The organism is Rhizobium sp. Leaf321 (genome assembly GCF_001423215.1).
Classification (GTDB): Bacteria; Pseudomonadota; Alphaproteobacteria; order Rhizobiales; family Rhizobiaceae; genus Neorhizobium; species Neorhizobium soli.
Window position 1 is genome coordinate 785,740 of the sequence record NZ_LMOF01000006.1, and the last position, 13,778, is coordinate 799,517.

13 protein-coding genes are annotated in these 13,778 nt (G+C 61.7%); 2 read left to right on the top strand and 11 right to left on the bottom strand.

What is annotated here, in order from left to right; genetic code table 11:
- Nucleotides 1-2: 2 nt before the first annotated feature.
- Nucleotides 3-1,100 (bottom strand): chorismate synthase, encoded by a 1,098-nt coding sequence (gene aroC, locus ASF70_RS10075; protein ID WP_062579422.1) that lies wholly within the window; start codon nucleotides 1,098-1,100, stop codon nucleotides 3-5.
- A gap of 159 nt (nucleotides 1,101-1,259) precedes the next feature.
- Nucleotides 1,260-4,403, bottom strand: a complete 3,144-nt coding sequence (locus tag ASF70_RS10080; RefSeq protein WP_062579425.1) for an EAL domain-containing protein — start codon at nucleotides 4,401-4,403, stop codon at nucleotides 1,260-1,262.
- 297 nt (nucleotides 4,404-4,700) lie between these two features.
- Here ASF70_RS10080 and ASF70_RS10085 point away from each other — a divergent pair, with 297 nt between their 5' ends.
- Nucleotides 4,701-4,961, top strand: coding sequence for a DUF1344 domain-containing protein (locus tag ASF70_RS10085; RefSeq protein ID WP_062453640.1), 261 nt, complete (start codon nucleotides 4,701-4,703; stop codon nucleotides 4,959-4,961).
- A 40-nt stretch (nucleotides 4,962-5,001) separates the two neighbouring features.
- On the opposite strand, the gene ASF70_RS10090 is transcribed toward ASF70_RS10085, so the two are convergent.
- The 4 genes from ASF70_RS10090 to ASF70_RS10105 all read right to left on the bottom strand — a co-directional run bounded on the left by ASF70_RS10090 (nucleotide 5,002) and on the right by ASF70_RS10105 (nucleotide 8,414).
- Nucleotides 5,002-5,592 carry a histidine phosphatase family protein gene (locus ASF70_RS10090; RefSeq protein ID WP_062579427.1) on the bottom strand — a complete coding sequence of 197 codons (591 nt, stop codon included), beginning with the start codon at nucleotides 5,590-5,592 and terminating at the stop codon, nucleotides 5,002-5,004.
- Between the two features lie 7 nt (nucleotides 5,593-5,599).
- A complete protein-coding gene (gene fabI, locus ASF70_RS10095) occupies nucleotides 5,600-6,418 on the bottom strand; it encodes an enoyl-ACP reductase FabI (protein WP_062453638.1) in 819 nt (272 codons plus the stop codon).
- Between the two features lie 150 nt (nucleotides 6,419-6,568).
- Nucleotides 6,569-7,738 (bottom strand): DnaJ C-terminal domain-containing protein, encoded by a 1,170-nt coding sequence (locus ASF70_RS10100; protein WP_062579428.1) that lies wholly within the window; start codon nucleotides 7,736-7,738, stop codon nucleotides 6,569-6,571.
- A gap of 223 nt (nucleotides 7,739-7,961) precedes the next feature.
- Complete coding sequence (locus ASF70_RS10105; RefSeq protein WP_244474003.1) at nucleotides 7,962-8,414, bottom strand: RT0821/Lpp0805 family surface protein; 453 nt, start codon at nucleotides 8,412-8,414, stop codon at nucleotides 7,962-7,964.
- A 63-nt stretch (nucleotides 8,415-8,477) separates the two neighbouring features.
- Here ASF70_RS10105 and pdxH point away from each other — a divergent pair, with 63 nt between their 5' ends.
- Complete coding sequence (pdxH, locus tag ASF70_RS10110) at nucleotides 8,478-9,098, top strand: pyridoxamine 5'-phosphate oxidase (RefSeq protein WP_062579430.1); 621 nt, start codon at nucleotides 8,478-8,480, stop codon at nucleotides 9,096-9,098.
- A gap of 21 nt (nucleotides 9,099-9,119) precedes the next feature.
- Here pdxH and ASF70_RS10115 read toward each other — a convergent pair whose 3' ends face one another.
- The 5 genes from ASF70_RS10115 to ASF70_RS24605 form a co-directional block, all read right to left on the bottom strand.
- On the bottom strand, nucleotides 9,120-10,181 hold the full coding sequence (locus tag ASF70_RS10115; protein WP_082471849.1) for a polysaccharide deacetylase family protein: 1,062 nt from the start codon (nucleotides 10,179-10,181) through the stop codon (nucleotides 9,120-9,122).
- Nucleotides 10,182-10,252: 71 nt separating this feature from the next.
- On the bottom strand, nucleotides 10,253-11,044 hold the full coding sequence (locus ASF70_RS10120; protein WP_062579431.1) for a sulfite exporter TauE/SafE family protein: 792 nt from the start codon (nucleotides 11,042-11,044) through the stop codon (nucleotides 10,253-10,255).
- Nucleotides 11,045-11,120: 76 nt separating this feature from the next.
- Nucleotides 11,121-11,561, bottom strand: a complete 441-nt coding sequence (locus ASF70_RS10125) for a VOC family protein (RefSeq protein WP_062453634.1) — start codon at nucleotides 11,559-11,561, stop codon at nucleotides 11,121-11,123.
- Complete coding sequence (tldD, locus tag ASF70_RS10130; protein ID WP_062453633.1) at nucleotides 11,558-12,973, bottom strand: metalloprotease TldD; 1,416 nt, start codon at nucleotides 12,971-12,973, stop codon at nucleotides 11,558-11,560. The genes ASF70_RS10125 and tldD overlap by 4 nt, the downstream gene beginning before the upstream one ends.
- A 121-nt stretch (nucleotides 12,974-13,094) precedes the next feature.
- The gene (locus ASF70_RS24605; protein ID WP_062453632.1) at nucleotides 13,095-13,766 is read right to left on the bottom strand and encodes an invasion associated locus B family protein; all 672 of its coding nucleotides are present in this window, start codon (nucleotides 13,764-13,766) and stop codon (nucleotides 13,095-13,097) included.
- Nucleotides 13,767-13,778: the final 12 nt, after the last annotated feature.

Genomic DNA, 13,778 nt, shown 5'->3' on the forward strand with positions numbered 1-13,778 from the left:
TCCTAGCGGGTTTTACCGGTCTGACCCCGGTCACGGAGAAAATGGTCGGCGATCGTGCAGGCCATCATCGCCTCCCCGATCGGCACGGCGCGGATGCCGACGCAAGGATCGTGGCGACCCTTGGTGCGAACATCCACATTGTTGCCATCAGCGTCGATCGACTGGCGCTCGCTCAGGATCGACGAGGTCGGCTTGATGGCGAAGCGGGCAACGATCGGCTGGCCGGTCGAAATGCCGCCGAGAATGCCGCCAGCATGATTGGAGAGGAAGATAGGCTGGCCATCGTTGCCCATCCGCATCTGGTCGGCATTGTCCTCGCCGGAAAGCTCGGCGGCGGCAAAACCATCGCCGATCTCGACGGCCTTCACGGCATTGATCGACATCAGGCCGGAAGCAATTTCCTGGTCGAGCTTGGCATAGATCGGTGCGCCAAGCCCTGCGGGAACGCCTTCCGCCACGACCTCGACGATCGCGCCGATCGACGATCCGGCCTTGCGGATGCCGTCGAGATAGGTTTCCCAGACAGGCACCATCTCAGGATCGGGGCAGAAGAACGGGTTCTCGTTGACCTGGCTCCAGTCCCAGTTGTCACGGTTGATCTTGTGCTTGCCGATCTGCACCAAGGCTGCGCACACGGTCATTCCCGGCACGACCTTGCGGGCAATCGCGCCGGCAGCGACACGCGCTGCCGTCTCGCGGGCCGATGAGCGGCCGCCACCGCGGTAATCTCGAATTCCGTATTTAAGATCGTAGGCAAAATCCGCATGGCCGGGGCGATAGCTGCGGGCGATCTCGCCGTAGTCCTTGGAGCGCTGGTCAGTATTCTCGATGAGCATCGAGATCGGGGTGCCGGTCGAGATCATCGTCTCGCCGTCGGCATCCATCATCACGCCGGAGAGGATCTTGACGATATCGTCCTCGCGCCTCTGGGTCACGAAACGCGACTGTCCGGGCTTGCGCTTGTCCATCCAGGCCTGGATTTCGGCAAGCGTGAAGCGCAGGCCGGGAGGGCATCCGTCCACGATGCAGCCGAGCGCCGGCCCGTGGCTTTCGCCCCAGGTCGTGACACGGAAAAGATGACCGAAAGTATTGTACGACATTTCACTAACCGGCTTCGGAGGGGCCGCCTCCGTCAATCTTGGACGTCAAACTTTGACGCGGATGTCTTATGGAAAAGCTCGGCGGGCGACAAGCCCTTCTTGCCCCATATCGGGCTGTCGATCCCAGACATGGATGCACGGCCGGCCATTCGGTGCCATTCATGCCGCCTGTTTGAGCCAGTCGGCTCTGGCCGCCTCAACGAATTCGTCAAAGGGCAGGGCCTTGGCAAAGGCATAGCCCTGCAGAAGGTCGCAGCCGAGTTCGCGCAGCAATTCCGCATGCTGCATCGTCTCCACACCTTCCGCCACCGTGTCGATGCCAAGCGAGCGGGCAATGTCGACGATCGAGCGAACCATGGTCCGTTCCTGCGGCGCTTCGAGGATCGGCATCACCAGCTGCCGGTCGATCTTAAGCCGCTTCGGTTTCAGCTTCAGCAGCGAGACGATCGAGGTATGGCCGGTCCCGAAATCGTCGATCTCGATGTCGATGCCCATTCCCTTGATGCGTTCGATATTGCCCGATACCGACACGTCGCCGTCGTCGAGGAAAATCGACTCCACCAGCTCGAAACAGATTTCGCCGGGTGTGATGGACAGCGACTCGAGGTTCGCGATCAGGTTTTCGTCATGCAGCCGCTTTGACGAGACGTTGACGGAGACCTTCGGCACCTTGAGGCCGAGCGCGGTCCAGCGCATCTTGTCCTTCAGCACCGTCTCAAGCACGATCTGGTCGAGCACCGCCGACACGTTGAGGTCTTCGGCGATCCTCAGGAACCGCGCCGGCGCCAGGATGCCGTGATGCGGATGGTTCCAGCGCAGCAGCGCCTCGGCCCCGGTCAGTTCACCGGTTCTGGCGCAAAACTGCGGCTGGTACCAGGTCACGAACTCGCCGTTGTCGATCGCCGAGAGCACTTCGTCGGCGGTCCGTTTGTGGCTGACGATCTCTTCCTGCAGGTCGAGCGTGAAGAATTCGAAACGGTTGCGGCCGAGGCCCTTGGCCCGGTAGAGCGCGATGTCGGCGTTGACCAGCGTGCGTCGTGCATCGACATTGAGACCGGTTGCCTGCGCAATGCCGATCGAAACGCCGCACCGGCAGGAAAAGCCGTCGAAGTCGAAGGGCTGACGAAACTCGGCGATGATCCGCTGGGAAAGCTCGGCCACGTCCTCGATGGATGCGGAATTGTTCATCAGGATGACGAACTCGTCGCCGCCGATCCGCGCAACGATATCCTCGTCACGCACGTTGCGGGACAGGATCCGGGATGAATGCACCAGCATCGCGTCACCGGCCGCATGGCCCATCGTGTCGTTGATCTGCTTGAACCGGTCGAGGTCGAGATGAAGGATGAAGAACTTCTGCCGCTCAACCTGGCTTGCACGCGAGAGGTGGTCGAGTTCCATGTCCAGTTTGCGGCGATTCCCAAGCATCGTCAGCGGGTCGTGCAGCGCATTGTGCTCGATGCGGGTCTTGGCCATCTGAAGCTCGACATTGCGAGCATCCGATTCCGCTTTTGCAGACTTGAGCTCGGTCGTCATCACCGCATCTTTGGTCACGTCGAAGGCGAGCCCGATAAGCTTGCGTGAACCGTCGCGACCGATCACCAGCTGACCGACGGACCGGATATAGCGGAGGCTGCCGTCAGATTGCGGCACGCGAACGATCAGAGCCTCCTCGACGTCGCCGCAAAGGTAACGCATTGCCGCGTCAAGAGCACTCTGGCGATCCTCCGGAACCAGCAGAGACAGCCAGAAGTCGTGGGGAAGGGGGCCGGCAATTGGGGCAACGCCATAAAGCTGGCACATGCGAGCGTCCCATATCTCGCTGCCGGTTGCCGGATCATATTCCCAGACGCCGCATCCGTAGGAACCGAGTGCGAGGTCGAGCTTGCGCGACAGACCTTCCAGTTCCTGCTCCCGGTCCGACAATTCGTCGAGCGCCAGTTCGAGCTCGGCATTCTTGACCTCGCTATTGTCTTTCGCGTCGCGCAGGGTCTGTGCCATCGTCACGTCGGCGGTGACGTCCCAGACGATGCCGGTCGCCTGGATGCCGCGCTCGTTCTGGACCCTCGCGCCGGCGGAGCGAAGATGCCGGATGTCGCCGCCGGGCAGGATCAGGCGATAGGTCTCGGTCGATGGGCTGTCGGTGCAGAGAACTGTAAAGAGATGCGCTTCCGCGACAGCCCTGTCCTCAGGCGCGATCGATGCCATCCAGTCATCGAACCGGTTGCCGGTGGTGGCTGACGGATTGGCGTGGAGAGCGGCGGAGCGATCGTCCCAGGAGAGCTGCACACCCTCATCGGTCACTTCCCAGATGCCCATCATCGACGCTTCCATGGCAAGCCCGAACCGTCGCGACAGTGCAAACAGCTTGTTTTCGCGCAGCCGCAGCGTATCGATATGCTGGTTGCGTTCCGAAATCAGCGAGGTCGCAATGAGCACCGGCAAGACGATCGCAAGCGATGCCAGCGCCAGGATCAACCGGAACCGCATCTGACCGGCGGGCGAAGCGTTCCAGCCGACGCGCGGCGCCGCAAGGATCTGCCAGTCCGTACCCTTGACGGTGATCGACCACCGGACCGGATCGCCGCCCTTTACCGCTTCATTGCCGTAAAACACGGCCTGGTCGGCTCGACTGTTGTCGACGAGCGCGAGATCGAGCCAGTCGAAGACCGTCTCGGACGTTTGTGCCGCGTCGCCAACCTGAGGGCGTGTCGCGGGATCAAGCAGATCGGCGACATCGAGGACGAGAACCAGAGCGCCCCAGAGCCCGGCTTCCTGTCCGCTGGCGGAAGGCACCGGCATGATGAGGGTAAGCCTGCCCGTCTGCGATCCGGTCAGCACGCTTGGGCGCGCCTTGTTGCCGGCCCGGTCGAGATCCGCCTTAAGACCAGCAAGATCGATACCGGTCTCACCGGCCAAGCCGTCGCGGCGGAAGGAGGTCGTTGGTGTGAATCCCGGTGCCGCGATCACTGCGGAAAGGTGCGGCAGGTCGGCGAGTGCCTGACGAGCAGAGGTCTGCATATCGTTGGGCTTGTATCCTGCCTGACCGATCAACGCATTGCGCAGGCTATCGGCGACCGCGAAATCAAGCTCCAGCCGCGAAGCGATCTGACGGGCCGCCGTGCCGGCCGCGCGTGTCGTGGCGGCGTGAATATCGTCGCGATGTTTCTGCACGAATCGGTGATCGAGGACCACCGCGGTGACGATAACTGTCAGCGAAACGAGGAAGGCTGCGACGGCAGGCGCGCATGCACTGCTGAAAGGGCGAAACCTTTCGGTAATGGAGGAACGCCAGAGCGCCAAAACTGAACACCTTCTCGTTAACTCTTGTGACCGGGTATAACTGTATTGTGGCGCAGTTAATTTCCCATTCCACATCCGCCTTAGAGCTGTGAAGCTGCGTTTTATTGCAAATAGTTGGTAAACGCGGTCACTAAACGTTCGATTTGGTCTTGAGACGTCTTGAATTCGGAAGAATATGGTTAATAATCAAACTGTTGTTTGTAGCGAAAATGTCATGCTGGCGAGCAATTTTCGCCACAATCGGCAGGCTATCTTGCACCGAATTAGTACAGACCGTTTGTTCCAGGGATCTTCATCATGCGTATCCTCATTGCTGCCTTGCTTGCGACCGCCGGTGTTTTCTCGCCGCTGAGCACTTGGGCGCAGAGCGTGGACGTCGAGGCGACGATCAAGACGATCGACGCCAAGTCGCTCAGCCTGACGCTGGACGACGGCAAGACCTACAAGGTGCCGGAGGAGTTCAACTTTGAAGGCCTGAAGGCAGGCGTCAAGGTTCTGGTGTTCTACACGGTCGTCGATGGCAACCGCGTTGTGGACGATCTCGAAATCGTCCAGTAAGGGCGCAGGCGACGAGGTTCGCGGGCGACGGATCAGCGGCTCAGAGCCACTCCATCCGGAGTGCGTCCGGCTCGACTTTCAGGATACGGTCCTGATGAATGGCGATGGACGACGCTTCTTCTTCTCCAACGCCGCCGATCAGGCGAAAGATCGACCTGATGACGCCGCCATGGGCAACCGCCACGGTCGGACCGGTCAGAGACTGCATCCAGGCGCCGATGCGCCATGACAGGATTTCGTAGCTCTCGGCAGTTTGGCCCGGCGGAATGAAACTCCATTTCTGGCGCTTTCTTTCCTTCAGCAGCTCGGGCTCGAGTTTTTTGACTTCGGCCAGCGTCTGGCCTTCCCAGTCGCCGAACGAAACTTCCACCAGCCGGTCGTCGGTCCGGTAGGCGAGGGGATCGAGCCCCATCGCTGTGCGCAGCCGCTCCATCGTCTCGCGAGTGCGCGAGAGCGGGCTTGCCACGAAGTCGAAACCGGCGACATCGTCGCCGAGCAGCTCTTTCAGCGCTTCGCCATTGCCGGTCGCCTGAAGGCGGCCCGTATCGTTCAGAGGAATATCCTTCTGACCCTGAAGCCGGCCTTCAGCGTTCCAGTCCGTCTGACCGTGACGGATGACGTAGAGAAGCACGGGGCGCTCAGTCCTTCACGACGGAAATGTCAGGCGCGTCGACGGCCTTCATTCCGATGGCGTGATAGCCGCTATCCGCATGGTGGATTTCACCGGTGACGGAGCGGGACAGGTTCGACAGAAGATAAAGGCCGACATCGCCCACTTCCTCGATCGTGACCGTGCGGCGCAGCGGTGCGTTATACTCGTTCCATTTGAGGATATAGCGGAAGTCGCCGATACCGGACGCAGCAAGCGTCTTGATCGGGCCGGCCGAGATCGCGTTGACGCGGATATTCTTCGGTCCGAGGTCAACGGCCAGGTATTTGACGCTGGCTTCAAGTGCAGCCTTGGCAACGCCCATGACGTTATAGTTCGGCATCACCTTTTCGGCACCGTAATAGGTCAGCGTCAGCATGGCGCCGCCGTCCGTCATCAGCTTTTCGGCACGGCGTGCGGCCGACGTGAAGGAGTAGACCGAGATCTGCATCGTCTTGGCGAAGTTGTCAGGCGTCGTATCGACATAACGGCCGGTCAGCTCATCCTTGTCGGAGAAGCCGATCGCATGCACGAAGAAGTCGATCTTGCCCCACTTCTTCTCTATATTGGCGAACACCTCATCGATGGTGGACTCGTCGCTGACATCGCAGTGGCCGGCCATGAAGGCGTTGATTTCGGCAGCGAGCGGTTCGACCCGCTTCTTCAGGGCGTCGCCCTGATAGGTCAGAGCAACTTCGCCACCCTGATCGTGAATGGCCTTGGCAATGCCCCATGCAATGGAGCGATTGTTGGCGACACCCATGACGACGCCGCGTTTGCCTGACATGAGGCCGGAAGCCTGAACCATGAATATCCCCTGGAAACTCGATTTGGCCTTGCCTATGACATAGGCAGGGCAAGGGTTCAAGCTTGCGGATACCAACTCATAGGCCCACTCTTTGGCGAAAGGGGAGGCCAACGTTTCAGCTGTCGCCGGAGCCGGTTGGGGATCGATGTCTTACAGATACAGCCCGTGGCGCATGTGGCGCATCAGATCGGTCACCTTCGGGTCGGGCTTTTCGAGAAGCACAATGCGCAGTTCCGCCACCAGATCGCCGCGGCCGCCTGCATCGTTGTAGAGCCCCATGCCTTCCAGCCGGATTGCCTGATCGGACCCCGACCATGCGGGAACCGCGATCGTCTGCTCGCCTTCAGGCGTCTTCAGCATCGGCTCGGCGCCGAGAACGGCGTCTTCGAGGGAGATCGGCAAAATGGTGTGGATATCGAAACCGCTCACCCGGAAATCCGCATGCTTGGCCACTTTCAGGGTCACCACGAGATCGCCCTGCTTCATCCCGGGAAGCTTCAGCCCCTGGCCCTTCAGCCGCACAACATGACCCTCGGTCATGCCCGCGGAAAGCGAAACGCGCACGTCACGATCGTCGCTGGAATGCACGATGACCGAACCCCTGTTGAGAAGGTCTTCGATTGTCACGACGGCTTCGGCCAGAAGATCCGGCGCCGTTTCGAGAACGGTCACGGTTTCACCGCGGATGCGCCGCAGCAGCGTGTTGAGAAGACCGGAACCCATGCCGGTGGTCGGCGGGGTCGGGCGGCTGCCGGGTCCCTCGTCCGCTGCATCGGCTCCTGTCGCGTCGCTTTTCGACGATGGACGAGCGGCCTGCGCGGTCGACGCCTCGTCTGCGGTTTTCTTCTGTCCGGAGTCGGCGGTCTGGCCGTCTGGCGAGACGCCGAAGATACGCTCGACCATGTCTTCGGCCGGTTCCGGCGGGGCATCGACACGGGCCTTGCCGTTCTGCTGTTGCTGCTGCGCTTGGGATTGAAGCACTTCGGCCTGCGCCCGCTTGGCGCTGGCACGGGCAAGCTCTTCCATCACTTTTGCCGCACGCTCGCGGGAAGCCTTGGCACGCATTTCCGCTTCGCGGGCTGCCTGGCGCTGCTGCATGAATGTCTGTTGAAGAGCGGATGCGCGGTCGTAGCGCTTGCGCCGCTCGGGATCCTTCAGCACCTCATAGGCCTGGCCCATTTCGGCGAAGCGCTCGCCGGCGTCGGGGTCGTCCTGGTTCTGATCGGGATGAATGGTCTTTGCCTTCGAACGCCACGCCGATTTGATCTCGTCAGCGTTGGCGCTCCGATTGACGCCGAGAATAGAGTAGGGATCGCGCATTTTGAAACCACCCGTAAAGCTTGGGGCGGTGGGTCGCGTATCCAATTCCGGACCCCCCGTAACTCAACAACTCTCGCGGCAGCCTTCGGTTCCTCATGCCCCGAGGCTGGCCGGATCACAGGCAGTAACCGTATGGAGGAATTGCTGAATCAGAGGTTACGGAGAGAAGGTCGATGCATGTTACGGTAAACAAAACGTTTACAGCACAGTGCTGTCCTTAACACTACTGGCGGTCAAATGCCGTGAGCGACCAGTCGCCCGTTTCGGTCCTGCATGCCTGACCGGAAAACAGCGATATTCCTTCATAGGAATGGCGGCTGGTGGTGAAGGCGCGGCAGAGTAGGCCGGCGCTCCGGTCCTCGTGGATCGAGGAGACGACACCGGCACTGCCGGTCGCCGAATTTGCCCAGGGAAGGGGGTTCGCACCCACCTTGGCGAGATCGGCCGAGGTCACGGCATTGCGCACGGTGGCTTCGTCCGATTGCGGATCACCCGCTTTTGGCTTGCTGGGAATGCTGCTCGTCGAGATACTACGATCGACCTTGTCCGCGCCGCCGAACACATCCATGCTGGTGCAGCTGCCAAGCGAACCGCACAGTGCGACGATCGCGATGATTCGCAGGCTGGCGCCATTCAGGCTCTTTGTACGGCACATCGAATTTGCTATCACAATCACCTTGCATCCTGTCCGGCCAAGTGTCTCGGGCATGTTCATCAGATCGGGAGCACTTTAGTCAATATGTCGGAAAACGGGTTAACAAGCGGTGACTTCACGCAGGAAAGTGAACCCTTCACCTTATTTGGGTCGTGGTTGAAGGATGCCGAATCCAGCGAGATCAACGATCCGAACGCCGTCGCGCTTGCGACCGTCGATGAACATGGGCTTCCCAATGTGCGAATGGTCCTGCTGAAGGGCTACGACGAGGACGGGTTTGTATTCTATACGAATTTCGAAAGCCAGAAGGGCGAGGAAATTCTCGGCCAGAAAAAGGCTGCGATGGTCTTTCACTGGAAGTCGCAGAGACGTCAGGTGCGTCTGCGCGGCCCCGTCGAGATCGTCAGCGATGCCGAAGCGGATGCCTATTATGCAACGCGGCCACGCGGAAGCCGAATCGGCGCCTGGGCCTCGAAACAGTCACGGCCGCTCGAAGGCCGTTTCGCGCTGGAAAAATCCGTGGCCGAATACACCGCGAAATTTGCGATCGGCGAGATACCGCGGCCACCGCACTGGTCCGGTTTCCGCATCCGTCCCGTGTCGATCGAGTTCTGGCACGATCGACCGTTCCGCCTGCATGACCGGATCGAATTCCGCCGCGATACGCCAGACGGTGCCTGGGAAAAGGTGCGGATGTATCCGTGAGCGACCGATCAGAGCTTGCGCCTAGCGCGCAAGCTTGAAGGGAATGCCCGAGGCGAGCGCCGACACATAGCGCGCCCGCTGGTAATGGCCGTTCAGCGAAATCCGCGGCAGACCCGTCAGCCGGGTCAGCCATTTCTCGCAGATCGTGCCCGGCTGGGTCGTGACGGCGACCGAAAAGCCGAGGTCGCGGGCGATGCGGTAGTCGCGCTCGCCCACCGCCTTCCGCGTGCCGTAGGGATAGGCGATCGTGGTCGGCCGTATCCCGGTCAGTTCTTCCACATAGTCGGCAGACCTCGCCATCTCGGCCCGCGCCTGCGCTTCCGACAGCCGCCCGACGGCGCGGTGACTGATTGTGTGTGCGCCAAGCGTTGCCAGCTTATGCCGCGAAAGTTCGCGCAGCTCGGCCGGATCCATCGTCAGGTCGGCGGTCATCTGCAACGGGTCGATACCGTGGCACCGCACAAGCGCATTCATCCTTGAGACGGCACTTGCCTCGTCATCGCGAAACACGAGATCGGCAAACCGGTCGAAGGCGTCGAACTTCTGCTCTTCACAGCCGAGCTCGATCCGCTCGGGTCCATTGCCGAAATCGAAACTCAGCTCCCGCTCGCGACCTATCAGGTCCGCCATTGTCTCCCACCACATCGAATGGGTCCGCTCCGCAAAGCCGCGGGCGACGAAAACGGTGAAGGGCACGCCGTATCTCTCGAACACCGGCAGCGCATGTTCGGCGTTGTTACGATAGCCATCGTCAAGCGTGAAGGCTGCAAACGGCTGGCCGGTTGGATTGGCAAGCCGCTCCGGCACTTCGTCCAGCGGCACGAACGCATATCCATCCGCCGAGAGCCGTTCGATCGCATCGGCCAGGAATTCCGGGGTAACCTCCAGATGACCGCTCGGCTGGAACGCGAGCGATTGTTTGGGGCGCACGTGATGAAGCGTGAAGATAGAACCACGACCGCGCGCACCTGCCAGCATGCCGGCCCGCGCGAGTGCTGCCGACGCCTCGAGACCTGTCGTCGTGACCTGACGTTTCAGGCCACGGATCCATGCCGCCGGCAACTTTGCTTTCAAATTCACCATCGTCGCCACGCCCGTTCAACCCCGAGATGCAACCTACCGTGTCAGCCGTTAAGCGTTGCTGAAGACCTGTTTTAGCGAATCATGCCGTCAAACAGCGGCAGGCCGATCAGCGCGGCGGATGCAATCAGGCAAAAGCAGATGCGCCGGAACGTCGCCTCGCTGGCGCGTCCGAACAGCCGCGATCCCGCATAGAGCCCGATCCCGTAGCCCGGCCCGGCGATCAGCGCGATCAGCAGCACCTCGAGCGTCAGGATGCCGCCGATCAGATACGACACGGACGAGATGACGCTGGCGAGCGCAAAATAGAGGACGAGGTTTGCCCTGACGACATCAGGTGCCGTCGCGCCGCCAAGCCAGTAGGCAACGATCGGCGGTCCCGACATCTGCGCCGCACCGCCGAAAAGACCGGCAAGCGCCCCGACACCGATGGTCAGCGGCGCCTTAGGCCGTCCGTGGTAGCGCCAGCCCGAGATCAGGAACACGAGAAGGCACAACACGACGACCGAGATGATCCAGCGCAGGGTGACGGAGGGCAGCAGTGCAAGCGCCGCCGCACCGACGGGCACGCCGACGACGGCACCCATCATCATCGTGAACACCTCGCGCCGGTTTGCCCTTCGCCAGCCGTCCGGCACCATCCCGAGCGTCATCACGCCATCGATAACCAGCAGCAGCGCCGCCGCGAGTTTCGGACCGATCGCCGTGCCTGCCAGCGGGACGAAGATCAGGGCGCCACCAAATCCCGAGAACCCGCGGGCAAGGCCGGCGATCATGGCGGCTGAGAACACGAAGGCGAGTTCACCCGGCGAATGGCCGGGAAGCCAGAGGCTGAACATGTCGGCAATGTGGGTGGAGGAGGGCATGGATCGGCTTGCACTGTTACAAAGCCGGCAACTGCAGGGATTTGGCCGAAAGTGTCAAGCCGTCACGCCGACGGGTTCAGAGCGGCAGGGGCCGCTCTCCCAGATGTTCGAACAGCCGCAGCAGATATCCATCAGGGTCGGCAACAATGAACTGCCGATTGCCGACCTCATGATCGCCGCGGCGATACCACTTGTCTTCCGGTTCGAGCTGAAGGGGCACGCCCGCTGCCTGCAGCCGCGTCAGGATCGCTCCCGAGGATGGAACCTCGATCTGCAGGTTCAAGCCGCGACCGAACGGATAGGCGGGGGACGCCCCGTCGGGCAGAGCAAAATCTCGGCCGATACCGATCTGGTCGATCATCAGTTGCGCCTGGCCAAGCGCCAGGAATGCAAACCCTTCGTCCGGACGGTCATAGACGATATCGAAACCGATCAGCTCGCAGTAGAAATCGCAGCTTTTGCGCCAATCGCTGACGGAGAGCTCGGGAACCAGCGCGTTGGACCGGTGCCGCGTCACGCCTTGGTGCCGCCCACCGTGACCTGATCCATCCGCAGATGCGGCTGGCCGACGCCAACTGGCACCCACTGGCCGCCCTTGCCGCAATTGCCGATGCCGGTGTCAAGCTTCAGGTCGTTGCCGACCATCGAGATGCGTTTCATCGCGTCCGGACCGTTTCCGATCAGCATCGCACCCTTGACCGGTGCGCCAATCTTGCCGTTCTCGATCATGTAGGCCTCGGTGCAGCCGAACACGAACTTGCCGGAGGTGATATCTACCTGTCCGCCGCCGAAGGAGACGGCATAGATGCCCTTCTTGACCGATGCGATGATCTCTTGCGGGGACTTGTCGCCGCCCAACATGAATGTGTTGGTCATGCGGGGCATGGGTATGTGCGCATAGCCCTGGCGGCGGCCGTTGCCGGTTGGTGCGACACCCATTAGCCGCGCATTCTGGCGGTCCTGCATGTAACCAACCAGCTTTCCGTCCTCGATCAGGACGTTATAGGCCGAAGGCGTGCCTTCGTCGTCGACGGTCAGCGACCCGCGGCGGTTGTCGATCGTGCCGTCATCGACGACAGTGACGCCGGGGGCTGCCACCATCTCGCCCATCAGGCCGGCAAAGGCGGATGTCTTCTTGCGGTTGAAATCGCCTTCCAGCCCGTGGCCGACAGCCTCGTGCAGCATCACGCCCGGCCAGCCATTGCCAAGCACCACATCCATCGTGCCGGCCGGTGCGTCGATCGCCTCGAGATTGACGAGTGCCTGGCGAAGCGCCTCGTCGGCGCCTGCCTGCCAGTTGCCGGTCGCGACGAAATCGCCGAAGCCGATCCGGCCGCCGGTGCCGAACGAACCCGATTCCTGGCGGTCGCCGTCACCCACGACGACCGAAATGTTGATGCGCGTCATCGGCCGGATGTCCTGCACCCGGTGTCCATCGGCGCGCAGAATGTCGACCACCTGCCAGCTGGCAGCAAGGCTTGCCGAAACCTGCCGTACCTTCGGATCCTTGGCGCGCAGATAGGCGTCGATCTCGGTCAGAAGCTTGGCCTTGGCCTCGAAGCTCGGAGAGCCGATCGGGTTCTCGTCGCCATAGTATTTCTTATTTGTGCGCTGGGGTGCGGCGGCATAGGAGCCGGAATGGTTGGCGGTGACGGCGCGAACCGCATCCGACGCACGCGAAAGCGCGGACGCCGAAAGCTCGCCCGCATGCGCATACCCGACAGCCTCGCCGGCAACGGCACGCAGGCCAAAACCCTGATCGGTGTTGAACGATCCACCCTTCAGGCGACCGTTGTCGAAGGAAAGCGATTCCGCCTGGGCATGCTCGAGATAGAGCTCGCCATCGTCAGCGCCTGATAGCGCCTGGCTCAGGATAGAACGCAGCTTCGTCTCGTCGCAATCGAAGAGGGAGATCAGGTCGGTGTTCATTGTTCTATGCTCCGCTTGCGCACATCAGTGCATTCGGGACCGAGGGGCGGCATCCGTGCGCGCCCAAGTCGAGATATCTGGAGCCCGATGTAGTTCCGGCAATCCGCCGAAACAAGCGTCTTTACGGAAGCGCGTCGTAGCCGGGGCCGAAACCGTTGAGCTCGATCGGAATGCCGACGCGGTCCTGGTCAGCGGATTCACGCAGCGCGAACACGGCATTCTTGCCGGCGCGAAGGATGCGCATCAGCTCGTCGTCGATTTCCACTTCCACATAGCAGCCTTCCGAGAAGCAGCGGGTGAAATAGGCGCGGCCGATATTGTTGCTGTCGACATAGAGTTCCATGCCATCCTTCAGGAGAACGCCGAGCGGGGCAAGGATGCGCAGGATGCGCGCCTTGCGGTCGGCGGTCTTGAGGACGACGACCGAGAGGCCGACTTCCGGGCGGTCTTCGGCGATCACGTTCTGCATCATCGCGCACTGCTCGACGGAGGCACCGGCCGGCTTGTCGCAGATGATCGACCAGGCGCCGTGGTTTTCCTTCACGTTGCCGGGCTGTGCCGGAGAACCGGGGGCAGGGCTTTGCGGCGCCTGCTGTGCATTCTGCCCGGTCTTCGGTGCGGCACCAGTCGATGGGGCAGGGGCTGATGGGGCAGGAGCCGGCGCGGAAGGAGCCGGTGCCGATGGGGTATTGGGAGTCGGCCGAGGTCCCGGCTGCTGCGCGACTGCGGGTAATGCGACGGCCCCCGCAAGCATCAAGGCAAGGCAGGCGCGAAGGCGGTAGGGACGACCCATGTAGACCTCTAA